The 22568-nt window shown below is 64.8% G+C and carries 21 protein-coding genes and 1 tRNA gene; 12 read left to right on the plus strand and 10 right to left on the minus strand.

Annotated elements, in window-relative coordinates:
• Positions 1–21: 21 nt before the first annotated feature.
• From prfA to argS, 8 genes are all read right to left on the minus strand, one after another.
• Entirely contained in the window at positions 22–1092 is a 1071-nt protein-coding gene (prfA, locus tag ACL02S_RS20650) for a peptide chain release factor 1 (protein WP_412804115.1), read from the minus strand.
• 81 nt (positions 1093–1173) lie between these two features.
• A complete protein-coding gene (gene rpmE / locus ACL02S_RS20655; RefSeq protein WP_412804116.1) occupies positions 1174–1404 on the minus strand; it encodes a 50S ribosomal protein L31 in 231 nt (76 codons plus the stop codon).
• A 228-nt stretch (positions 1405–1632) separates the two neighbouring features.
• On the minus strand, positions 1633–3687 hold the full coding sequence (gene rho, locus ACL02S_RS20660) for a transcription termination factor Rho (RefSeq protein ID WP_412804117.1): 2055 nt from the start codon (positions 3685–3687) through the stop codon (positions 1633–1635).
• 328 nt (positions 3688–4015) lie between these two features.
• The gene (thrB, locus tag ACL02S_RS20665) at positions 4016–4981 is read right to left on the minus strand and encodes a homoserine kinase (RefSeq protein ID WP_412804118.1); all 966 of its coding nucleotides are present in this window, start codon (positions 4979–4981) and stop codon (positions 4016–4018) included.
• Between the two features lie 25 nt (positions 4982–5006).
• The gene (gene thrC / locus ACL02S_RS20670; protein WP_412804180.1) at positions 5007–6110 is read right to left on the minus strand and encodes a threonine synthase; all 1104 of its coding nucleotides are present in this window, start codon (positions 6108–6110) and stop codon (positions 5007–5009) included.
• Between the two features lie 23 nt (positions 6111–6133).
• A complete protein-coding gene (locus ACL02S_RS20675) occupies positions 6134–7489 on the minus strand; it encodes a homoserine dehydrogenase (protein ID WP_412804119.1) in 1356 nt (451 codons plus the stop codon).
• Positions 7486–8907: a diaminopimelate decarboxylase gene (gene lysA, locus ACL02S_RS20680; protein ID WP_412804120.1), complete on the minus strand. Its 1422-nt coding sequence runs from the start codon at positions 8905–8907 to the stop codon at positions 7486–7488. Before lysA ends, ACL02S_RS20675 begins: the two co-directional genes overlap by 4 nt.
• Before the next feature lie 35 nt (positions 8908–8942).
• The gene (argS, locus tag ACL02S_RS20685; RefSeq protein WP_412804121.1) at positions 8943–10601 is read right to left on the minus strand and encodes an arginine--tRNA ligase; all 1659 of its coding nucleotides are present in this window, start codon (positions 10599–10601) and stop codon (positions 8943–8945) included.
• A gap of 91 nt (positions 10602–10692) precedes the next feature.
• On the opposite strand from argS, the gene ACL02S_RS20690 reads away from it, so the two are divergent.
• The 11 genes from ACL02S_RS20690 to ACL02S_RS20740 all read left to right on the plus strand — a co-directional run bounded on the left by ACL02S_RS20690 (position 10693) and on the right by ACL02S_RS20740 (position 20220).
• Positions 10693–11586 (plus strand): thioredoxin-like domain-containing protein, encoded by an 894-nt coding sequence (locus ACL02S_RS20690; protein ID WP_412804122.1) that lies wholly within the window; start codon positions 10693–10695, stop codon positions 11584–11586.
• Positions 11586–12302 (plus strand): DUF305 domain-containing protein, encoded by a 717-nt coding sequence (locus ACL02S_RS20695; RefSeq protein ID WP_412804123.1) that lies wholly within the window; start codon positions 11586–11588, stop codon positions 12300–12302. The genes ACL02S_RS20690 and ACL02S_RS20695 overlap by 1 nt, the downstream gene beginning before the upstream one ends.
• A 107-nt stretch (positions 12303–12409) precedes the next feature.
• A tRNA-Arg gene (locus tag ACL02S_RS20700) sits at positions 12410–12482 on the plus strand.
• A 183-nt stretch (positions 12483–12665) separates the two neighbouring features.
• Positions 12666–12947 carry a hypothetical protein gene (locus ACL02S_RS20705; protein ID WP_412804124.1) on the plus strand — a complete coding sequence of 94 codons (282 nt, stop codon included), beginning with the start codon at positions 12666–12668 and terminating at the stop codon, positions 12945–12947.
• Positions 12948–13140: 193 nt separating this feature from the next.
• Complete coding sequence (locus ACL02S_RS20710) at positions 13141–13767, plus strand: hypothetical protein (protein ID WP_412804125.1); 627 nt, start codon at positions 13141–13143, stop codon at positions 13765–13767.
• Positions 13768–14078: 311 nt separating this feature from the next.
• A complete protein-coding gene (locus ACL02S_RS20715) occupies positions 14079–14669 on the plus strand; it encodes an Rv0361 family membrane protein (RefSeq protein WP_412804126.1) in 591 nt (196 codons plus the stop codon).
• A gap of 60 nt (positions 14670–14729) precedes the next feature.
• The gene (locus ACL02S_RS20720) at positions 14730–15752 is read left to right on the plus strand and encodes an iron ABC transporter substrate-binding protein (protein ID WP_412804127.1); all 1023 of its coding nucleotides are present in this window, start codon (positions 14730–14732) and stop codon (positions 15750–15752) included.
• Positions 15752–17308 (plus strand): ABC transporter permease, encoded by a 1557-nt coding sequence (locus ACL02S_RS20725; RefSeq protein WP_412804181.1) that lies wholly within the window; start codon positions 15752–15754, stop codon positions 17306–17308. The genes ACL02S_RS20720 and ACL02S_RS20725 overlap by 1 nt, the downstream gene beginning before the upstream one ends.
• On the plus strand, positions 17305–18408 hold the full coding sequence (locus ACL02S_RS20730) for an ABC transporter ATP-binding protein (RefSeq protein WP_412804128.1): 1104 nt from the start codon (positions 17305–17307) through the stop codon (positions 18406–18408). The genes ACL02S_RS20725 and ACL02S_RS20730 overlap by 4 nt, the downstream gene beginning before the upstream one ends.
• 72 nt (positions 18409–18480) lie before the next feature.
• Positions 18481–19032 carry a MarR family winged helix-turn-helix transcriptional regulator gene (locus ACL02S_RS20735; RefSeq protein ID WP_412804129.1) on the plus strand — a complete coding sequence of 184 codons (552 nt, stop codon included), beginning with the start codon at positions 18481–18483 and terminating at the stop codon, positions 19030–19032.
• A 147-nt stretch (positions 19033–19179) separates the two neighbouring features.
• Positions 19180–20220, plus strand: a complete 1041-nt coding sequence (locus ACL02S_RS20740; RefSeq protein WP_412804130.1) for a hypothetical protein — start codon at positions 19180–19182, stop codon at positions 20218–20220.
• A gap of 47 nt (positions 20221–20267) precedes the next feature.
• Here the strand turns inward: ACL02S_RS20740 and ACL02S_RS20745 are convergent, their stop codons facing one another.
• On the minus strand, positions 20268–21044 hold the full coding sequence (locus ACL02S_RS20745) for an enoyl-CoA hydratase (protein ID WP_412804131.1): 777 nt from the start codon (positions 21042–21044) through the stop codon (positions 20268–20270).
• A gap of 229 nt (positions 21045–21273) precedes the next feature.
• On the opposite strand from ACL02S_RS20745, the gene ACL02S_RS20750 reads away from it, so the two are divergent.
• Positions 21274–21738: a hypothetical protein gene (locus ACL02S_RS20750; RefSeq protein ID WP_412804132.1), complete on the plus strand. Its 465-nt coding sequence runs from the start codon at positions 21274–21276 to the stop codon at positions 21736–21738.
• 252 nt (positions 21739–21990) lie between these two features.
• Here ACL02S_RS20750 and ACL02S_RS20755 read toward each other — a convergent pair whose 3' ends face one another.
• Positions 21991–22443: a PaaI family thioesterase gene (locus tag ACL02S_RS20755; protein ID WP_412804133.1), complete on the minus strand. Its 453-nt coding sequence runs from the start codon at positions 22441–22443 to the stop codon at positions 21991–21993.
• Between the last annotated feature and the right edge of the window lie 125 nt (positions 22444–22568).

Below are 22568 nucleotides of genomic sequence, written 5' to 3' on the forward strand. Positions count from 1 at the left end.
TTGACTCTGCCCGAAACAGCGTCACTCCGCGGCCATACGCGCGGCACGATCCGCTTTCCCCAAGGCATCCAGTAACGCATCGAGCTCACCATCGAGCACCGCGTCCAGGTTGTGTGCTTTGAAACCGATCCGGTGGTCGGTAATCCGATTCTCCGGAAAGTTGTAGGTACGAATCCGCTCCGAGCGGTCCACCGTACGAACCTGGTCGGCTCGGCCCGCGGCTGCTTCCTGGTCGGCCTGCTCCTCGGCCAGCGCCTGCAGCCTGGCCGCGAGCACCTGCATGGCGCGGGCCTTGTTCTGCAGTTGGGAGCGCTCGTTCTGGCAGGTGACCACGATGCCGGAGGGCAGATGCGTGATACGGACCGCGGAGTCGGTGGTATTGACGCCTTGACCGCCCTTACCCGAAGAGCGATAGACATCGATCCGCAGATCCGACTCATCGATACGCACCTGTTCGATCTCGTCGGGCTCCGGATAGATCAGCACGCCCGCTGCCGAGGTGTGGATACGGCCCTGCGATTCGGTAACGGGAACGCGCTGCACCCGGTGCACCCCGCCCTCGAACTTGAATCGGGACCATACGCCGTCACGCGCGGCGTCACGACTCTTGATCGAGAGCGTCGCCTCTTTATAGCCACCCAGATCCGACAGCGTGACGTCGAGAATCTCGACCTTCCAACCGCGCCGCTCGGCATAGCGCACATACATACGGGCCAGATCGGCGGCGAAGAGCGCGGATTCCTCGCCACCCTCACCGGACTTCACCTCGAGCACGACATCGTCGCCATCATGGGGGTCACGGGGAGCCAGCAGGTCGGCCAGAGCCCGCTCCAACTCTTCGACCTGCTGTTCCAGGCCGGGTACCTCAGCGGCGAAGGCAGCATCGTCGGCGGCGAGTTCCCTGGCCGCGGACAGATCATCGCGCGCGGCCACGAGCTTTTTATGGGTGGCCATGACCGGGGCCAGCTCAGCGAATCGCTTGCCGACCCGGCGCGCGGCGCCCGCGTCGTTGTGCAGCGAGGGATCAGCCAGCTGCGTCTCCAGGCCGGCATACTCGGCCAGTATGTCGTCGATCGCGGACGGTTGCGTCACGGTGCTTCCTTCTCCTGGTACCTGTCCATACAAAACACCGACGCCCGGCCTGCTCAGCAGGACCGGGCGTCGGGGCGGAAGCTACTTGGCGTCGGCCTTCTTGCCTGCGCGCTTGCCATAGCGAGCCTCGAAGCGGGCCACGCGGCCACCGGTGTCGAGAATCTTCTGCTTGCCGGTGTAGAACGGGTGGCATTGCGAGCAGACCTCGACGGTGATGTGCCCGGACTCCTTGGTGCTGCGAGTCTGGAAGGTATTGCCACAACCACAGACGACCGTGGTGTCGACATACTCCGGATGAATTCCTGCCTTCATGGATGTCCTCTCGAGATATGGTCGCCGGGTCGCCCCCGCGAACTCGCGGGCAGCGTGAACCGGAACCGACTAGGCGGGAGCCCTGCTCAGCCGAGCAGACGCAACGACGGCTCAGTATGCCAGAACTGCCGTTACGCTCGCACAACACCCCGAGCGAATACTTTGTTCCCGTTTACGCCGAAAGGGCCCCGCATTTGCGGGGCCCTTTCGGCGATACAGCTGGTGAATCTACTCGTCGATCCCGCCTGGCGCGTTCTTGCTCACCTGCATGAGGAATTCGAGGTTGTTCTTGGACTTCTTCAATCGGTCGATCAGCAGATCGATCGCCTGATGCGAGTCGAGACCGGACAGCACGCGCCGCAGCTTGTGCATGACCCCTGCCTCATCCGGGCTGAGCAATAGCTCGTCTTTACGTGTACCGGACGGATTGACGTCCACCGCGGGGAACACCCGCCGTTCCGCGATCTTGCGGTCCAGCTTGAGTTCGGCATTACCGGTGCCTTTGAACTCTTCGAAGATCACCGTGTCACCGGTCGAACCGGTCTCGACCATGGCGGTGGCGATGATGGTGAGCGATCCACCGTTCTCGATATTGCGCGCCGCGCCGAGGAACCGCTTGGGTGGGTAGAGCGCCGTGGAATCGACACCACCGGAAAGGATTCGGCCCGATGCGGGTGAGGAGTTGTTGTACGCGCGACCGAGCCGGGTGATCGAGTCGAGCAGCACGACGACGTCCTTGCCCATTTCCACCAGGCGCTTGGCCCGCTCGATGGCGAGTTCGGCGACCGAGGTGTGATCCGACGGCGGCCGGTCGAACGTCGAGGCGATGACCTCGCCCTTGACCGAACGCTGCATATCGGTGACTTCTTCCGGACGCTCGTCGACCAGCACGACCATGAGATAGCACTCGGGGTTGTTGGTCGCGATCGCGTTCGCGATGTCCTGCAGGATCGTGGTCTTACCGGCCTTGGGCGGCGACACGATCAACGCGCGCTGTCCCTTGCCGATCGGCATGATCAGGTCGATGATCCGGGTGGTCAGCTTGTTCTGCGCGGTCTCGAGCCGCAGTCGCTGATTCGGGTACAACGGGGTGAGCTTGCCGAATTCAGGGCGGCGCCTGGCAGCGTCCACATCACCGCCGTTGACGGTGTCCAATCGCACCAGCGGATCGAACTTCTGACGCTGACTGCTCTGCTCACCGTCACGTGGGGCACGCACCGCGCCGGTGATCGCGTCACCACGGCGCAGACCGTTCTTGCGGACCAGGTTCATCGACACGTACACGTCGTTCGGCCCGGCCAAGTAGCCCGAGGTGCGCACGAAAGCGTAGTTGTCCAGCACGTCGAGGATGCCCGCGACCGGCTGCAACACATCGTCTTCCCGGATCTCCGGCTCGCGGTTATCGCCGCCACCGTCACGGTCACGCCCGCGCCGCCGCTCCCGGAAGCGGCGTCCGCGCCGACCGCGCCCGCCTTCTTCCTCGTCGCCGCCCCGGCCACCTTGGCCGCGCTCACCTTGGCCGCGCTCACCTTGGCCGCGCTCACCTTGGCCACGCTCACCTTGGCCACGCTCACCCTGGCCACGCTCACCTTGGCCACGCTCACCTTGGCCACGGTCCCTGCGGCGTTCACCGCCCTGGTCGCCATCCTGCTTCGACTCATCACCACGCGTCTCGGCCTGCGCCGTGTCGTTGGTGGATCGCGCCTGGTCACGGCCACGTCGCTGCCTACCACGACCACGCTGACCACCCTCACGGGCCGACTCCTCGGTGGTTTCGGCCGTCTTCACCTGAACCGAGCCGGCCTGAGCCGAACCGTTCGTAGTGGCTTGCGCGGAATCGGCGGGGGCTGCCTGCGCAGCGGCGGGGGCCTCGGCGGGCTTGGCCGCAGACGCGGCCGTCACGTCGAAGGCCGCCTGCCCGGACTCCTTGGCCGGTGCCGACTCGGCACGAGCATCGGTCTTGGCGGGAGTATCGGCTTCAGCGGGAGCACCAGCCTTGGCAGTCACCGCGGATTTGGCCTCGCCCTTGGCGGACTTCGCCGGTTTCCCGGCCTGATTCTCCTTGATGGCGGCGATCAAATCGCCCTTACGCATTCCGGAGGTGCCTCGTATACCGAGCTCCCCCGCAAGCGCGCGCAACTGCGGCAACAACATTCCAGTCAGCCCCGATCGTGCGACGTCGGTGTGTTCGCTCATCTTCGAAATCTGTCCGGATTCACTTTCGCGGCCCCCCGCCGGGCTTGCTTCCACCCCGGGTGTCGCGAGCAGGTCCGTATCTGTCACGGAAATCCTTTCCTTCCCTCGATTGCCGTGTGCTGTTTCGAGGGTTCGTCCCGCAGCCCGGGCATTCTTCCGGACTGGGATGCGTCCATCCGGGCGCTGTGTGCCGTATCACCTGCCCCGCCGGACCGGCGGCTTCTCCACCATTGATGGGAGGTGGGGAGTGATCATTCCAGTTGCCTAGCTACGCAGCACCCCCATGGCCTGGAGGCTCAAGCCTGGAGCCTGCTGGAGCGATTGCCCTGATGAAGCACCGGCGTCTGATGCGCACGATGTACGGACCTGCTAAGAATAGCTGCACATTGCGAATCTCGGCAAGGTGGACGCGCCATCAGTCGACCAGAACGCCCTCCGCGAGCCCCGGTTCGACGACGCGCAGCCCATCCGCGACCGCGAGTTCGTGGAGTTCCGCGGGGAATTCGCTGGTGCCGAGAGCCAGGATGGTCGGACCGGCGCCGGAGATGGCTGCCGCGATCCCCGCCGTGCGCAGGCGGGTAATCCACGTGGTGGTCAGCGGTAGCGCGGAGGCACGCTGGGCTTGGTGTAAGCGGTCGGCGGTCGCAGGCATCAGCAGGTCAGGGCGCTGGGTCAGCGCCACCACCGCCAATGCCGCGCGGCTGACGTTGAAGGTGGCATCGCGATGCGGCACCACCTCGGGCAACAGCCCACGGGTATGCGCGGTGGACGAACACTGGTCCGGAATCAGCACAACCGGACGCAACGCGGGGTGCGGCTCCAGCCGCACCGCGCGATAGACGGGACCGTGCTCCGGCTGCGGCGCCACCTCCTCGCGACCGGCACGGTCGGGGTTTTCGGTCTCGGTCCACGAAACCACGACCCCGCCGAGCACACTGGCTGCCGCATTGTCGGAATGCCCCTCGAATTCCGAAGCCAGCTGAACCAATTGATCAGCCGACACGGCCAACGCCGGGTCCAGTTTCGCCGCGAGAGCACAGCCGGCGGCCAAGCCACCGACTACGGCGGAAGAGGAGGAGCCGAGCCCACGCGAATGCGGAATCACATTGCGGCACAACACATCGAGACCTGCTGCCGCCACACCGGCCACTGCCAGCCCGCGCTCGATCGCACGGACCACAAGATGCGAAGGACCCCAGGGCACTTCGTCGGCGCCCTCGCCCTCGACCCGGACCGTGAGTCCGGAATCAGTAGTACGCACCTCGATCTCGTCGTAGATCCCCAACGCCATACCGAGTGAGTCGAACCCGGGACCGAGGTTCGCGGTGGATGCGGGCACACGCACTGCCGCGGTGAGACCACTGGGCAGTGTCGTGCTCACGAGCTGGCTATCACGCGAATTCAACTCAGGCCAGCTCCAGTTCGGCGGCGACCGCGACCGGGTCGACCGGAATCGCCTGCACCTGCAGCATTCCCGATAACGCCGTATCGGGATCCTTGAGACCATTGCCGGTCACCGTGCACACCACCGTGAGCCCGGAATCCAGCCAGCCTTCCTTACGCGCGGCGAGCACACCCGCGACGCTCGCGGCCGAGGCAGGCTCGACGAACACCCCCTCGGTGGCCGCGACCAAGCGGTACGCCTCGAGAATCTCCTCGTCGGTGGCGGCGCGGAAGGCTCCCCCGGATTGCTCCTTGGCTTCGACGGCGCTGTTCCAGGAGGCGGGTGCGCCGATCCGGATAGCGGTCGCGATGGTCTCCGGCTCCGCGACCGGAGCACCGTTGACCAGCGGAGCCGCGCCCGCGGCTTGTACGCCGAGCATGCGGGGTAGTCCGCTGGTGACCCCGTCGGCGTAGTACTCGCGGTAACCACGCCAGTACGCGGTGATGTTGCCCGCGTTACCGACCGGGAGGGCGTGCACGTCAGGTGCGGCGCCGAGCACATCGCAGATCTCGAAGGCCGCGGTCTTCTGGCCCTCGATACGCGCCGGGTTCACCGAGTTCACCAAGCCGATGGTCGGGAAGTCGGAGGTGACCTTGCGGGCGAGTTCCAGGCAGTCGTCGAAATTGCCCTGTACCTGAATGATCTTCGCACCGAGCATGACGGCTTGGGCCAGCTTGCCCATCGCGATCTTGCCCTGCGGGATGAGCACGGCGCAGCTCAGTCCGGCGCGGGTGGCATAGGCCGCGGCGGATGCCGAGGTATTGCCGGTCGACGCGCACAACACCGCCTGCTGACCGCGGTACTTGGCATCGGTCATCGCCATCGTCATCCCGCGGTCCTTGAACGAACCGGTGGGATTCAGGCCCTCGACCTTCAAATAGACCGAACACCCGGTCAGCTCGGACAGGTGCGGCGCAGGCACCAAAGGCGTGCCGCCTTCGTACAAGGTGACCGGCTCCCAATCGGCCGCGCCCACGAGCCGCTCACGATACGCCGCGATCAAGCCCGGCCAGCGAGAATGCACTCCGGCTTGGGGCGCGACGCCAGTCGTACGCCCACCACTCATGGCGTCGCCGCGCGACACTACACTCATTCTTCGGTGCCTTCCAATCTCAGAACGCTGGTCACAGATGTGACGGATTCCATTTCCGCCAGCGCGGCCACGGTGTCCGCGAGCGCCGACTCCGCCGCGTGGTGGGTCACCACGACCAGGCGAGCACCCGAATCGTGTCCGCCCTGCCGGACGGTCGAAATACTCACCCCGTGCTCGGCGAATTCGCCCGCTACCTTGGCCAAGACCCCTGGACGATCCTCGACCTGCAGGTTCACGTGATAGCGGGTGGGCGTATCCCCGATCGGCGCGATCGGCAGCTCAGCATAAACCGATTCACCAGGAGCGCGACCCCCATAGAACTTGTTCCGTGCCGCCATCACCAGATCGCCGAGCACAGCGGACGCGGTGGGAGCACCGCCGGCACCCTGCCCGTAGAACATCAGTCGCCCCGCGTTCTCCGCCTCGACAACGACTGCGTTGAAGGCACCGGTCACCGCGGCCAGTGGATGCTTGCGTGGAATGAGGGCCGGGTAGACGCGCACGGAGACACGTTCCTTGCCCCCTTCCTCCGGACTCGGCTCGCCGGGGCCCGCGCCGACTCGCTCACAGATCGCCAGCAGCTTGACCGTGCAGTCCAGCGCCGAAGCGGTCTCCAGATCTTCCGCGGTGATCCGCGAAATCCCCTCCCGGTACACGTCGGCGGCGGTGATCCTGGTGTGGAACGCCAGCGAGGCGAGAATCGCGGCCTTGGCCGCGGCGTCGAAGCCCTCCACATCGGCGGTCGGATCCGCCTCCGCGTACCCGAGCCGAGTGGCTTCGGCCAGGGTGTCCGAGTAGTCGGCACCGGTCTCGTCCATCGCGGAGAGGATGAAATTGGTGGTGCCGTTGACGATGCCGACGACCCGGTTCACTCGATCACCGGCCAGGGATTGGATCAGCGGGCGCACCACCGGGATGGCGCCCGCGACCGCGGCTTCGAAGTACAGGTCGGCACGGCTGTTCTCGGCAGCCGAGGCGAGTTCGCCGATATGGTCGGCCAGCAGCGCCTTATTCGCGGTCACCACTGATTTACCCGCGTTCAACGCGGCCAAGATGAGCCTGCGCGGCAGGTCGATACCGCCGATCACCTCGACGACCAGATCGACATCGGCGCGCATCACAAGGGCATCGGCATCGGTGGTCAGCAGGTCAGCGGGAATACCGCGATCGGTGCCGAGATCACGCACGGCCACACCGCGCAGCACTACCGGAGCACCGACACGGGAATGCAGATCGTCGGCGTGATCACGCAGAATGCGCACGACCTCCGCGCCGACATTGCCCATCCCGAGCACCGCGACCCCGATCGGGCGACCGATCCCCCAGCTCCCGTTCTTCGCATTCTCCGTCACGCTTCCACCTCCAGGCTGAGCAGATCCGCCACCGTTTCCCGGCGCAGGACGAGTCGTGGCTGTCCATCCCGTACCGCGACCACCGCGGGACGAGTCACCTGGTTATACCGGCTGGACATCGAATAGCAATACGCACCGGTAGCGGCGACGGCAACCAAGTCACCTGGTCCGACATCGTCGGGCAGCCACGTATCACGGATCACGATATCGCCACTTTCGCAGTGCTTTCCGACCACTCGCGCGACTACCGGCGCGGCCTGTGACGACCGGGAGACCAGGCGACAGTCGTAATCGGCCTGGTACAGCGCTGGACGGATATTGTCACTCATACCACCGTCGACACTCACGTATCGCCGGTGCAGGCCGCCGTCCAGCGAGACGTCCTTGATAGTGCCTACCTCGTATAACGTCACCGTACCCGGGCCTGCGACAGCACGGCCGGGTTCTACCGCGATCATCGGCGTCGGCAGGCCTGCGCGATCGGCCTCCGCGGCGACCAGCGCGCGCAGGTTCGCGGCGAACTCCGCCAGTGGGGGCGGAGTGTCCGACGGCAGATAGGCGATACCGAGTCCGCCGCCGAGGTCGAGGGTGGAGATCTGCGCGATACGCTCGATACCGAATTTGTCCACGGCCTCGCGCAGCAGGCCGAGCATGCGCCGCGCGGCGAGCTCGAAGCCGTCGACCTCGAAGATCTGCGAGCCGATGTGGCTGTGCAGGCCGACCAGACGAAGATTCTCGGTGTCGAAGACGTGCGCGAGCGCATCCATCGCCGCACCGTCCGCGATCGAGAAACCGAATTTCTGATCCTCGTGCGCGGTCGAAATGTATTCGTGGGTATGCGCTTCCACGCCAACCGTGACACGGACCAGCACATCCTGCACCACGCCCGCACGGCGGGCTGCGGCATCCAGCCGCTCGATCTCGATCAGCGAGTCGACCACGATATGGCCTACTCCAGCGGATACCGCGTCCTGCAGTTCGCGCATCGATTTATTGTTGCCGTGCAACGCAATTCGCTCGGCCGGGAAACCGGCGTGCAATGCGATGGCGAGTTCACCACCGGAGCACACGTCCAGCGACAGCCCTTCATCACGAATCCATCGGGCGATCTCGCCGCACAGAAAAGCCTTGGACGCGTAGTGCACTCGCGCATCCGCACCGAAAGCGCTGACCATATCGCGGCAGCGGGAACGGAAATCGTCCTCGTCGATCACGAACAACGGAGTACCGAACTGGGCAGCCAGCTCATGCACCGGTACGCCTGCCAATCCGACCACACCATCGGCGCCACGCACCGCATTGCGCGGCCACACATGCGCGGGCAGATCGATCAACTGTTCCGGGTCCGCCGGACGCTCCGGCAGATTCGGCGCGTGCGGTATATCGGCATGCCGGGGACCGGCGGGATGCGCGCTCATCATGCTTCCTTCCTCGCTCTGGCCACTACAGCCGGTCACATACGCTCCGGCGCGCTGACACCGAGCAAGCTCAAACCGTTGGCCAGAACCTGGCGTGTGGCGTTGACCAGAGCCAGCCGGGCGGCGTTCGTCGGCGAAACCGGCTCATCGCCTTGGGGCAGCACACGCAGATTCTTATTCGTCTGGAAACGGTGGTAGGCGCCGGCCAGCTCCTCCAGGTATCGGGCCACCCGGTGCGGTTCGCGCAGGCTCGCCGCACTTGCCACCACCCGCGGGTACTCGCCGAGGGTGCGGATCAATTCACCCTCCTCCTCCGCGGACAGCAACGCAAGATCCGGGGTGACGGAGCCGTACTCGAACTCGGCGGCGTTACGCGCGATGGACGCGGTCCGCGCGTGTGCATACTGCACGTAGTAGACCGGGTTCTCATTGCTCTGACTGGCCCAGAGATTCAAGTCGATATCGATACTGGAGTTCACCGACGAGCGCACCAGCGAATACCGCGCCGCATCCACCCCGATCGCCTCGACCAGATCGTCGAGTGTCACCACTGTGCCCGCGCGCTTACTCATCCGCACCGCGACGCCGTCACGCAGCAAATTCACCATCTGCCCGATCAGCACCTCGACAGTCGCCGGATCGTCGCCGAACGCGGCCGCCGCGGCCTTCAATCTGCCGATGTAGCCGTGGTGATCGGCACCGAGCATGTAGATGCACAGGTCGAAGCCACGGGAACGCTTGTTCTGGAAGTAGGCGATATCGCCTGCGATATAGGCGGCCTTACCGTCGCTCTTGATGACCACCCGGTCCTGCTCGTCACCGTACTCCGAGCTGGCGATCCACCAGGCGCCGTCCTTCTCGTAGAGATCGCCCGAGTTCTTCAGTTTCGCCACGGCCTGCTCGACCGCACCGGAGGCGAACAGCGAGCTCTCGTTGAAGTAGACATCGAAGTCGGTACCGAACTCGTGCAGCGACTCCTTGATATGGGTGAACATCAGCTCGACGCCTTCGGCACGGAACAGTTCCAGGCGTTCGGCCTCCGACCGATCCAGCACATCGGGGTTGGCGGCCACGATCTTCTCGGCGATCTCACCGATATAGGCGCCCGCGTAACCGTTGTCCGGGGTCGGCGCTCCCGTCGCCGCCGCGACCAGCGAGGCGGCGAACCGATCGATCTGCGCGCCGTGATCGTTGAAGTAGTACTCACGCACCACATCGGCGCCCTGCGCGGCCAGGATGCGCCCCAATGCGTCGCCAACCGCGGCCCAGCGGGTACCACCGAGGTGTACCGGGCCGGTGGGATTGGCCGAAACGAATTCGAGGTTGATCCGGAGGCCCTTCATGGCGTCCGCGCCGCCGTACCCGGCGCCTGCGGCGAGCACCTGCTCGATGATCGCGCCCTGCGCGGAAGCCGCGAGGCGGATGTTCAGGAATCCTGGACCGGCCACCTCCGCGGCGGCCACACCGTCCGCCGCGGCCAGCGCGGTAGCCAACCAGCCTGCCAGCTCGCGCGGCGTGGTCCCGGCCCGCTTGGCCACCTGCATCGCGACATTCGTGGCGTAATCGCCGTGCTCCGGGTTCCTCGGACGCTCCACGGTGACCTCGCCGGGCAGAACTGCCGGGTCCAGCCCGTGTTCGACGAGCACCTTCGCCGCGGTCACGCGAAGGAGATCTGCAAGATCAGCGGGATTCACGAATCACTATCCTATGGTCTCGGCGGGTGTACACCTCTGGTGGGCACTGCGCAGCCAGCGGATCCATCACGTCGAAAGAGCGCAACGAGCGATGCCGAGCAATCCCAGCATCAGATCGGCCAAGGCCACCAAGGCCGCGGCGAAGTTGTCAGCTGCCCGCACCAAAGGCGGGCGGGGACAACTTCCGAAGAAAAATCGTCAGATCCCATGGCTGACCATCAGCGCGGTCGTTGTCATCATCGCATTGGTCGGTGCACTGACCTACCACCTGGTCCCCAAGTACCGGGAGCAGGCCGAATTGGACAAGTACACACCGAGCGCGCAGCAGAAGGATCCCTCCGATGGGATCACGGGCGTAGTGAAACAGGAATACCCCGCAGGCTTGCACGTCGGGCCGGATCAACGAGTGGCCTACGATCAAGCACCGCCGTTCGGCGGCCCACACGACCAGTCCTGGGCAACCTGCACCGGCACGGTCTACGACACGCCGATCCGGGCGGAGAATGCGGTGCACTCCCTGGAGCACGGCGCCATCTGGATCACCTACAACCCCGATCTGGTGGACGCCGAGGCGATCGCGACGCTGCGGGCGAAGGTCGAGAACAAGCCCTACACCATGATGTCGCCCTACCCGGGCCAGGACAACGCGGTATCGCTGCAATCATGGGGACACCAGTTGAAACTGGACAGTCCCGACGATAAGCGCGTCGGCCAGTTCATCACCGCGCTGCGACAGAACCCCTATACCCACCCCGAAGTCGGAGCGGACTGCTCCACCATCGTCTTCGATACCGACAACCCGCCGCCGTTCGACCCGGCACCGCCAGGCCCGGACGCGGTGCCGATGGACGGCGGCGGCCTGCAACCGGATCAATCCGAACTCGGCAGCATGTACGGCGGTCTGCCCGGTGTGCCCGGCGTTCCCACGCTCCCCGGCGCACCCGCCCTCGCCCCGCCCCAGTCCGCACCCGCCAAGGAGCAGTGATGTCCGCCGATCCCGATCTCACGACCCCGGCCGAATCCGGCCTCCGCGGACAGCTCCGCCGCCAGCGCACCGCGCTACTGGTCCTCGGTGCCCTCGGCACCATCCTGCTCGGCTTCGCGATCGGCGTGCTGACCCGGATTCCGCTGGACGACCCGGCCGAACCCGAACCAGGCACCACCGACATCGGTTTCAGCCAGGACATGTCGGCGCATCACGCCCAAGCCGTGGAAATGGCGGGAGTCGCGCTGATCCGGTCCACCGACCTCGAGGTGCGCCGCCTCGCCTACGACATCCTCACCACTCAGCAGAACCAGATCGGCCGGATGCAGGGCTGGCTGCAACTGTGGAGCAAGCCGACACAGGGCGTGGACGGATACATGGGCTGGATGACCGAACCGATGACCGGACACGACCACTCCGCGGCGAACACCCAGCACCCCTCCGGCCCACTGACCGCGATGCCGGGGATGGCCTCGTCCGATGAGCTCGCCGCATTGCGGCAAGCCACCGGTCCCGCGCTCGACACCATGTTCCTGCAGCTGATGCTGCGCCACCATGAGGGCGGGCTGCCCATGATCGACTACGCCACCGCATACGCCGACACCACCGTGGTGCGTACTCTCGCCGAAACCATGGCCGAAACCCAACGCGGCGAATCCGAGCTGATGACGGCGATGCTCGCCACGCGCGGCGCCACTCCCCTCCCCCTCGGCTGACCCGCGACCACGCCGCGTATCCACGCTTTTTGGCGGACGGCGGTCCATACGATAGGCTGACTCAGCCCGATCGGACCGCCGTCCCGGCCCCGACCGAGCCCTATCCCGCCCTCGTAGCTCAGGGGATAGAGCGTCTGCCTCCGGAGCAGAAGGCCGCAGGTTCGATTCCTGCCGAGGGCACGCACGAGAAAGGCCCTGACCAAGGTGAACTTGGTCAGGGCCTTTCTCGTTCAAAACATCAGCCCGCGTCGATAACACGGGATGACGCAACCTCTCCAAAGCCCTCATTGCCTCGCGCAATGCCTCATCGCCGCTACTCGAGTCGATCGTGGTGAAGAACTGATAAATCTACTCTTAGAAGCTATGACCGCAACGCTCGCCGAGCTCGAAGCCCGGGTGGCAGCTCTGGAGGCCGAACACGCCGACTACCGCGCTGTGCTCACGGCCGGCAACGCACTGAGTCAGCAGACCCTTGAACGCTTGGACCAGCTCAACGAGAAAATCGATCGCACGGCTGCGCGGCACGACGCCGAGTTCGATGCACTCGATGCCAAGTTCGTTGGACTCAACGGACGGATGCGTTCTATTGAGGAATCGTTCGCGGAAGTCCGGGGCCTACTGGTCCGGGCGCTGGATAACAAGTAAGGGACGCTGGAGTATGTAGGGGGCGCGTCACCCCCTACATCTTCGCAGTGCTGGACACGACGGGAGCTGTACCAGGTTCAGCTCCCACAGTCGAAAATGAATCCGCAAGTAACCTGCTTGTTCCACCCACTACAGCCTGGCGCAGCACACCCCCAGCAACTCGGCCATCACCCATGTATCGGATCATGGACGCGTGGAGCTCGATCAGATCAGAACACTCGCTGGGCAACTTGCGGCAAGATTCGGTATACAACCACCTCCCGTCGAGTCAGGAAAGGTGCCGAAGTGGTCCCTGGACGGGCTGTGGGCGCGCCGGAGAAAAGGACAGCCGGTCCTCCTGGTCGGGAGCGCCTTCAACAACTACCTATCGCCAGCTGAACAGGAAGGCGCGCTCGCGGCGGCAGTGGTAAGCCTCGACCTCGTCAAGACCAGGCGACGTAAGTTCCTGATCACCTCTTACTTTTCCCTGCTAGCAGTGGGCATGATCCTCGTTTTTGCAGGAGGTTTGTTCCGGCGTACGCACAACATCGACGTACCGTCGTGGCTGCTGCCAGCCCTGATAGGGGGAGGGTTCGCGATCAGCTATTACATGACGATAGCGGTGTGGCTTCGACGCATCATCTACCACACGGACCGTAGGGTGGCGGAGTTGATGGGGCGACCGGTCATAGACATGCTGCTCAACATCGACAACCGCGGGCAGCCCCAGCCCCGTATCCTCGTCGCCGCCTTTCTGATGATAGTTGTACCCAGTAAGACCCAGCGGATAAAACGCCTGGACATGCTGGAACCGCAGACCGAAAGTTCGATCGCACGGTAGTTCCCTGCCTGTTTCCCGGCCCGATTGTCCCCCTCGCTCGGACGAGTCGATGGCGCCTACGGCGTCGCTACGTGATTCGACATACGCCAGCCCTTGTTCCAGCCGAATCCGGATAGTGCTCCAGCCTCTCGGCGAACTACAGGCAATCCGCGACCGAATCGAACGCGACACCAGCCACAGTTTCCGAAACACACCCTGACTAACCCCGGTTACCGCAGCTCAAAGGCTATTCCGGCAAGTAGTTCGATTTTCACTCGCCCGGGCACACCGTGCCGTAACGTGCTAGCCACCGGGGCGTACCGGAGGACGATATGACGTATCCAGTGGACGGGCAACCGCCGGATGATCGACCGCAGTACCCACAACAACCCACAAGCTATCCGGAGACGGAACCGGGCTTCCTGCCGCCGGATCAGCCGCAGCAGGAATATCCGCCGCAGTCGCCGAAACGAAGCGGGACCAGCCTGATCGTCGGCTTGGTCGTACTGGTGGCGTTGGTGGTCATCGGCGCCACTATCGCGAGCGTGCTCTTGACCGCGCAGGGCCGGGGCCCGCTCGTCCCGGACGAACAAAAGGTCGAACTGGCGATTCGCGACTTCTACGACACGCTCGGTTCGTATGGCTTCCGGGCGGCGCTCGAACAAGCCTGCGAGCAGGAACGCGCCGCGTTCGAGTCGATGACCGATGCGGAGAAGAGGGAATTCGATATCGCCTCGGTCTCGATCACCATCGATAGAATCGAGAACATCGATATCACCGGGGACCTCGCGACCGCGGACGTCACCGGCAGGCTCTCCGTAGCAGTTCCTGGTGCGCAACCCCAGACCCAAACCAGTACGACCGAGCGTCTGCATAAAGAAGACGGGCGGTGGCGGATCTGCTCCTCCGGTGGCGGGCGCTGATCGAGGCGTGTGATGCCGCGACACCGGCATGAGGTGCTGGACACGATCGGGAGGACGAGGATGAAACCGGTCCGATGGAAGGCAATTGTCGCGGGTATGGTCGCCGCGGTGCTGGTACTCGGCATGGCCGCCTGCGCGGATTCCTCGAACGACGCGAATGCCATCATCGTCTACAACGCACAGCATGAATCGCTCACCAGAGAATGGGCCGAGGCGTTCACCGCGGACACCGGCATCAAGGTGACATTGCGCCAGGGTGGCGATACCGCGCTGGCCAACCAATTGGTCGCCGAGGGCGCGGCCTCGCCCGCCGATGTCTTCCTCACCGAGAACTCCCCCGCCATGGCCCTGGTGGAGAACGCGGGCCTGTTCACCGCTATGGATCCGCAGACCCTGAACCAGGTGCCCGCCCAGTTCCGCCCGTCCACCGGTAAGTGGACCGGTATCGCCGCGCGGTCGACAGTCTTCGTCTACAACAAGAACCAGCTATCGGCCGATCAGCTTCCAGCATCACTGCTCGATCTGGCCCAACCACAGTGGCAGGGCCGGTGGGGCGCAGGCGTCTCCGGTGCCGATTTCCAGGCCATCGTGGCCGGCCTGCTCGTCTTGAAAGGCGAGGACACCACCCGCGCGTGGTTACAAGGTATGAAAGCGAACGCGACGCCCTTCCCGAACAATGTGGCCACCATGAAAGCGGTTGATTCCGGCAACCCCGACGGCGGCATCATCTACCACTACTACTGGTACCGCGATCAGGCCGCCACCAAGGACAGCAGCGCCGAAACCGCACTGCACTATTTCAGGAACCAGGATCCTGGCGCATTCGTCAGCATCTCCGGTGGTGGCGTGCTCGCATCGAGCACGAAGCAGGAATCGGCACAGAAATTCCTGGCGTTCATCACGAGCAAGGCCGGGCAAGAAGTGTTGCGCGACGGTTCTTCGATGGAATACCCCGTCGCCAGTGATGTAGCCGCCAATCCGGCACTGCCGCCACTGGCCGATCTGCAGGCCCCTGCGATCGACCCGTCCGAGCTCGACTCGAAGAAAGTCACCGCGCTGATGACCGAAGCGGGACTGTTGTAATCGTGGCGCTGCGCAGCATCATCGCTGCACCCCAGGTCGGCAAGCCGGGGCCAGTGGTGACGGTCGCCGCGCTGCTGCTGGTGGCGGCGACGTTCGTCCCCTTGGGATATATCGTTTCGACGGTCTTCTCCACCGGGCCCGAGCGCGCCGCCGAGCTGGTGTTCCGGCCACGGGTCGGTGAGCTGTTACGTAATACGCTCCAGCTGGTGGTATGCACCGTACCGATCTGCGTGGCGCTCGGTATCGGCCTGGCCTGGGTGGTCGAGCGCACCGATGTACCGGGGAAATCCTGGTGGGGGCCGATCTTCGCGGCGCCGCTCGCGGTGCCCGCGTTCGTCAACAGCTACGCCTGGATCAGCATCTTCCCGACCATGCACGGACTCGGGGCAGGCGTGGTGATCTCGACGATGTCCTATTTTCCGCTGGCTTATCTGCCCGCGGCGGCCACACTGCGGCGGTTGGACCCCGCAGTGGAAGAGTCGGCGCGGGCACTCGGCTCAGGGCCGGTGGCGGTGTTCACACGGATCGTGCTGCCGCAGTTGCGTTTGGCCATCCTCGGCGGCGGGCTGCTGATCGCACTGCATCTGCTCGCCGAGTACGGCGCCTTCGCGATGATCCGATTCGATACCTTCACCACCGCTATCTTCGAGCAGTACCAGTCCAGCTTCGCCGGGTCGGCGGGCAGCATGTTGGCCGGTGTGCTGGTGCTGTGCTGTCTGGCCCTGCTCGGGGCCGAGGCCGGGCTACGCGGCCGGGCCCGCTACGCCAGGCTCGGGTCGGGGGCGCCGCGCGCCGCACCCCGGATCGGATTGGGTCTCGGCACGATACCGGTACTGGCCGGGCTCGCCGCAGTGACCGCGGGCGCACTCGGTGTGCCGCTGTGGACCATCGGACGCTGGTTACGGATCGGTGGGGCGGACGTATGGGATTTCACCGCGATCGGCAACGCGCTGGGGCAGACCATCGGGCTCGCGGCGGCCGCGGCACTGCTCACCACCCTGTGCGCGTTCCCGGTCGCATGGATCGCGGTGCGCTCCACCTCGTCGTTCGCGCGGCTGGTCGAGGGGGCCAACTACATCACCAGTTCGCTGCCGGGCATCGTGATCGCGCTGGCCATGGTGACCGTGACCATCCGCTGGGCGCCACCGCTCTATCAGACCGCCAGTATGGTGATCGCCGCGTACGTACTGATGTTCCTGCCAAGGGCGCTGATCAATGTACGGGCCGGACTGGCGCAGGTGCCGGTCGGCTTGGAAGAAGCCTCCCGTGCGCTGGGTAAATCGGGGACTTCGACGTTCTTCCTGGTCACCCTGCGGCTCACCGCGCCCGCCGCGGCTGCGGCGGCTGCCATGGTCTTCGTCGCCGTCGCCACCGAATTGACCGCGACACTGCTGCTCGCGCCCATCGGAACCCGCACGCTGGCCATGCGGTTCTGGGCGTTGTCCGGCGAATTGGACTACGCGGCCGCTGCGCCATACGCCCTGATCATGATCGTGACCGCGGTGCCGGTGACGTATCTGCTGTTCACGCATTCGCGGAAGGCGGCAGGGATATGAGTCGCGTTGTCGTCGACGAGGTATCGAAGACCTTCGGGCACACCCTGGTGCTCAACGGGATCACCCTCGACGTGCCCGACCACACCACGACTGCGGTAGTGGGCCCGTCCGGATGCGGCAAAACCACGTTGCTGCGCGTGATCGCCGGATTCGAGTTCCCGGACCAGGGGCGGGTCTCGATCGGCTCGCGCACCGTGGCAGGCGCGGGCAGCTCGGTCCCACCCCAACGTCGCAATGTCGGCTACGTCGCGCAGGACGGAGCCTTGTTCCCGCATCTGACCGTCGGTCAGAACATCGCTTATGGGCTCCCCGGCCGATATCGCCATAGTCGGCGCGTCCGGCCCAGGGTGCGGGAGCTATTGGCGATGGTGTCTCTGGACCCGTCATACACCGATCGGCGACCACACCAGCTCTCCGGCGGTCAGCAGCAGCGTGTCGCCCTTGCCAGGGCGCTGGCCCGCAAACCCGCGGTGATGCTGCTGGACGAGCCGTTCAGCGCGCTCGATACCGGGCTACGAACGACAACCAGAAAAGCCGTGGCCGAGGCCCTGCGGGCGGCAGGTATGACCAGCATTCTGGTCACTCACGACCAGGAAGAGGCGCTGAGCTTCGCCGAACAAGTCGCGGTGATGCGTGCGGGCCGCTTCACCCAGGTCGGCACTCCACAAGAGGTCTACGCCACGCCGAAGGACCTGCGCACCGCCCGGTTCCTCGGCGACTGTGTGCTGCTCGACGCGGTGGTCGAGGCCGAAGTGGCCGAGTGCGCCCTCGGCCGGATCCCGGTGCAACCCGGAGCGCCCACGGGAGCGGTGACTCTTATGTTGCGACCAGAACAGATTGTGCCCCAACCTATTTCGGATAATCAACCAGCAAGCGGCCGGGTCGATACTGTCGAGTTCCGCGGCTCCGACGTCATCGTGACCATAGACTTGAACAACGCCACCGTCCCGGTACGGGCCCGCCGCGCCAGCGCCGCCGCCCCAGCGCCAGGGCAGCGCGTCGGTCTCGCGGTACTCGGCGCGGCAGTGGCGTACGCCGAACCGGGCGCAGCCGAGCAGCCCGGCCACCCTCAGCACATGCGGAATGTCGGCGCCACCTAGCTGTGACCGGTGATTACCCCGAGCCTGGTCGGATACCCGCATCCACATTCGGTCGCATGAAATGATCAGAGCATGTCTCGGCCACGCCCGCTTCCACTGGACCCGATCGAAGAGGCCCACCGCCAGTGGGTCGGCCATGGCTGGGGAGAAGTCGCCGACGGTATGGCCGCGGTGACCTCACTGGTACGGGCCCAGCAGATCGTGATGGCACGAGTCGACGAAGCACTGAAACCGACCGGTCTGACCTTCTCCCGCTACGAACTGCTGATGCTGCTCAGCTTCAGCAAAACCGGCACGCTGCCGATGGCGAAGGCCAGCGCGCGGTTGCAGGTACATCCCACCAGCGTGACCAACACCGTAGACCGCCTGGAAGCGGCGGAACTCGTCGAACGCGTACCGCATCCAAGCGATCGGCGCACCACATTGATCGAGATCACCGACGCCGGAAGGGCATTGGCGGCGAAAGCGACCGAGGAACTCAACACAAGGGTGTTCGCACTCCCAGGGCTCCCACCGGACCGGCTGCACACACTCCTACAACTTCTTGCCGAATTCCGTTATGCCGCAGGAGATTTCGATACCGGAGAGGGAACCGCGCGCTGGTCGGCAGGCACTACGACCTGAGCGAACAGAACCGGTCGATCACATACTCGCGGTTGCGTTAGAGGACTGTGCCGGGCAGCCGTAACGCGCGCTTTCCGAGCCGCATCGGCTCGGCAGCAGCACCCTATCGGCTTGGCAGCAGCACGCAAAAGGTCCACCATATGTTTCATGGTGCTGGTTTTGGGGGTATCAGCGGGCGCGAGAGGGGCGCACGCGATGCTGACGCACTCCGATCAGCCGCACCTGCCCCCGATCGACCGCTGCACGGTGCCGCGGCGCGCGGGTGGCGGTATCGAGGAGCCGGTCTTCGAAGCGATCCGCCGGATGAGCAGCGCCGCCGACCAGCGCGACGAACTGATCTCCTCGGCAGCCGTGACCTGCCGTTGTTCCCAGCACGCCGAAACCATCCGCACGGGCGCGCGCGAGCTCACCATCATCGATGAACCGCTTGCCCAGCTGCGCTATCTGCACTTCACCGGGCGGCTTCCGGACAACGGCACGGTGATTCTCTACGATCTGGGCAGCTCCGGGCTGACCATCACCCATGCCGATTGCCGCACGGGCACGATACTTGCCAGCACCCGCAGCACCGTACTCAGCGGTGACGGCTACGACACCCTGCTGCGCTGGCGGCTGGCTCGTGGCGGGGTACTCACCGACAAACCGGCCAGCCGCCGCCATCGCGAAGAACTGAGCACGGCCAAGGTAGTGACCGCGATCGACCCCCATACCGGCAAACGAGTCGTAGTGACCCATAGCGACCTGGTCGAACTATGCGCCGCGGGTATCCACCATTCCGCCTCGCTCGTCCGCCAGCTCATCACCGAAACCGGCGTCCAACCGAAAGTCATGGTGCTGCTCGGCGGCTGCACCCGCGATCCCGGTATCCGCGCGGAGCTCACCGGCCTGATCGACCTGCCGATCATCTCCGATCCGGAACCCGAGCTCGTTTCCGCACGCGGCGCCGTGCTGCTCGCTGCCGCACGACCGGGTAGCGAGATAAAAATGCCCCGGCTCCTGGCCGGGGCCAGGCTTGACCCCGGTCCCCCGGACCGGCGCAAACTCATCGCGGCGGCCACGGTGACCGTCACCCTCGGTGTCACCATCGCCGGACTGCTCGCCACAAATAAGAATTCGTCACCACCATACGACCACGGCGTGCCCGCGTCTGTGGAAATAGTCGCGCCGACACCCGAGCCGGGCCGATAGCCCACCGCACTCCGTCCCGGCCGAGTAGTTCGGCCGGGACGCCGATATCAGCGATTGGTGAACGTCGCCGGACGCTTCTCGACGAACGCGCTCATGCCTTCCTTCTGATCCTCGATCGCGAACAACGAGTGGAAGACCCGGCGTTCGAACCGCAGCCCCTCGGCCAGGGTCGTTTCGAACGAGCGATTCACCGATTCCTTGGCGATCATCGTGACCGGCAGCGACATCGCCGCGATGGTCTCGGCGACCTCGAGCGCGGTATCGAGCAATTCCGCCGCTGGCACAATCCGCGAGACCAGCCCGGCCCGCTCGGCCTCATCGACATCCATATTGCGCCCGGTGAGCACCAGGTCCATCGCCTTGGCCTTACCGATCGCGCGAGTCAGGCGCTGCGAGCCGCCGATACCGGGGATGACGCCCAGCTTGATCTCCGGCTGCCCGAACTTCGCGGTATCGGCCGCCAACAGAATGTCGCAGAGCATGGCCAGCTCACAGCCACCGCCGAGCGCATAGCCCGCGACCGCGGCAATAGTGGGCTTACGGAACTGCGCCAACCGGTCCCAGCGGGCGAAATAGTCGTTCATGAACATGTCCATGTACGACTTGGGCTGCATCTCCTTGATATCGGCGCCCGCCGCGAAAGCCCGCTCCGAGCCTGTGATCACGACGGCACCGATTTCGTCGTCGCGCTCCAGCTCGTCGAGCGCGACGATGACATCATCGAGGACCTGCGCGTTCAGTGCGTTCAACGCCTTCGGGCGGTTCAGCGTGATCCAGCCGACCCGGCCCTTACGCTCCAGCAGAATCGTCTCGAAGTCGGTCACTCGGCACCCTCTCGATCGCAGCGGTTATGGACATTGGTGACAATACAACCCGCTCAGCGTGGACAGCACCACCCGCTGAGCGGTTCTCGACATCTCCAGCATCACCGCCACCGCCGAACTCCCAGTGCCGCACTATCGTCACGGCTGCCACCTCATCGGCGACTTCACCCGGACCTCGCCGCTGGTGTTGCAGATTCACTGTTCCGGTGACCCCAGAAGGGATGACCATATGACCAAAGCTGCCACTCGGCTGGGCGCTCGACGAGCAAAAGACGACCTCCGAAGAAACGTAACCGCTCATGCGGCGGTAGCTATCGGTATCTTTTTACTGGCTGCATGTTCTTCTCCTGAATCGGTTTCTCTGGAAGAGAATCCAGCACTGTCCAAGAAATTGACAGAGCTCCGACAAACGGGAGGTTCGGCAACCTTGGCCGACTGGACCGGTAGCGACTGGGATTCGGTGTTCGTATCCCACCATCCGGTTTCCCGTGACTACGTCGAGAGTCGAGTAGGCGGCAAGATCAACATGGATGATACATTTATGCAGCGCGGGAACTTACTCGTCTTCCTGAACGGTGGCGAAATAGTCAGGGCAATATATATAACCCCAGACCTCCTCCAGCCCGGGAGATACTCCAACAGAGTTCAGGTCACGACGGACGGATACCCAGCATTACTCCAGATGTCCGAATAACAGTGTTTCCCCTTCGAAGGATTCGAGCGCTCACATACTGGTCGACACAATTTTCTCACGATCGGAATATCTCGGTGCCGAGCCCCGAAATGTCCGCCAGAGCGCTTACTCGGCGAGGAGCATTCCATCGACCTGCACAGCGAACCCACCCGCCTGTCGAATCACCGGCCGCAATCGCGGTGCGGGGTATGGGAGCTTACCGAAGAACTCGATCGACGCTTCCCAATCGAGGTACACGGAGCCCAGCGTGGTTCATCGGGAGAATTGCTGTATGCGCGCTGTCGCGGTGGCGGTAGCGATAAGTTCTCCCCGCGTATCGGTCAGCTCACCGGAGAGAAAACAGATTTCCCTGCCGCGCTTCACGACTCGACCGCTGCCACGGAGCCGACCGAGTTGCGCCGGACGCAGAAACTGAACGTGCAGATCAAGCGTCGGTGCGAACTGCCCTGGAGGTAACGACGCGACCAATGCGGGCCCCAACGTGTCGTCGAGCATCGCCGCGAGGAAGCCACCCTGGATTCCGCCCATAGGGTTGAGCAGGTGTTCGCCGGGGTTGAATGCGACTTCGATCGTCCCTTGCTCCGGATCCGCCTCGATGAACTCCCAGCCGAGGGTAACCGCTGCTTGCGGTGGTGGGATACGCCCTGCTTGCACCTCCCAGAACAGGCCCTGTCGTAATTCGAGGTCCGGTCCGCTGTCCGCCATATCGAGAGTCCTTTGTCGTCGAGGCTTCCGTCACTTCGTCGCCCGGAATCGACCGCACCCGGTTCGCACCCGTCATCGATGCCGAACTCAGCCAACGCCATGGCAAGGAGGGGCGAAGTCAACCG

Source organism: Nocardia spongicola, from assembly GCF_047200775.1.
Classification (GTDB): domain Bacteria; phylum Actinomycetota; class Actinomycetes; order Mycobacteriales; family Mycobacteriaceae; genus Nocardia.

Bases quoted from the DNA above. Each gene is read 5' to 3' on its own strand.
- rpmE (WP_412804116.1), bottom strand. From the start codon at position 1,404: ATGAAGGCAGGAATTCATCCGGAGTATGTCGACACCACGGTCGTCTGT.
- thrC (WP_412804180.1), bottom strand. From the start codon at position 6,110: ATGAGTGGTGGGCGTACGACTGGCGTCGCGCCCCAAGCCGGAGTGCAT.
- lysA (WP_412804120.1), bottom strand. From the start codon at position 8,907: ATGAGCGCGCATCCCGCCGGTCCCCGGCATGCCGATATACCGCACGCG.
- ACL02S_RS20690 (WP_412804122.1), top strand. From the start codon at position 10,693: ATGCCGAGCAATCCCAGCATCAGATCGGCCAAGGCCACCAAGGCCGCG.
- ACL02S_RS20695 (WP_412804123.1), top strand. From the start codon at position 11,586: ATGTCCGCCGATCCCGATCTCACGACCCCGGCCGAATCCGGCCTCCGC.
- ACL02S_RS20705 (WP_412804124.1), top strand. From the start codon at position 12,666: ATGACCGCAACGCTCGCCGAGCTCGAAGCCCGGGTGGCAGCTCTGGAG.
- ACL02S_RS20715 (WP_412804126.1), top strand. From the start codon at position 14,079: ATGACGTATCCAGTGGACGGGCAACCGCCGGATGATCGACCGCAGTAC.
- ACL02S_RS20720 (WP_412804127.1), top strand. From the start codon at position 14,730: ATGAAACCGGTCCGATGGAAGGCAATTGTCGCGGGTATGGTCGCCGCG.
- ACL02S_RS20730 (WP_412804128.1), top strand. From the start codon at position 17,305: ATGAGTCGCGTTGTCGTCGACGAGGTATCGAAGACCTTCGGGCACACC.
- ACL02S_RS20735 (WP_412804129.1), top strand. From the start codon at position 18,481: ATGTCTCGGCCACGCCCGCTTCCACTGGACCCGATCGAAGAGGCCCAC.
- ACL02S_RS20740 (WP_412804130.1), top strand. From the start codon at position 19,180: ATGGTGCTGGTTTTGGGGGTATCAGCGGGCGCGAGAGGGGCGCACGCG.
- ACL02S_RS20750 (WP_412804132.1), top strand. From the start codon at position 21,274: ATGACCAAAGCTGCCACTCGGCTGGGCGCTCGACGAGCAAAAGACGAC.
- ACL02S_RS20755 (WP_412804133.1), bottom strand. From the start codon at position 22,443: ATGGCGGACAGCGGACCGGACCTCGAATTACGACAGGGCCTGTTCTGG.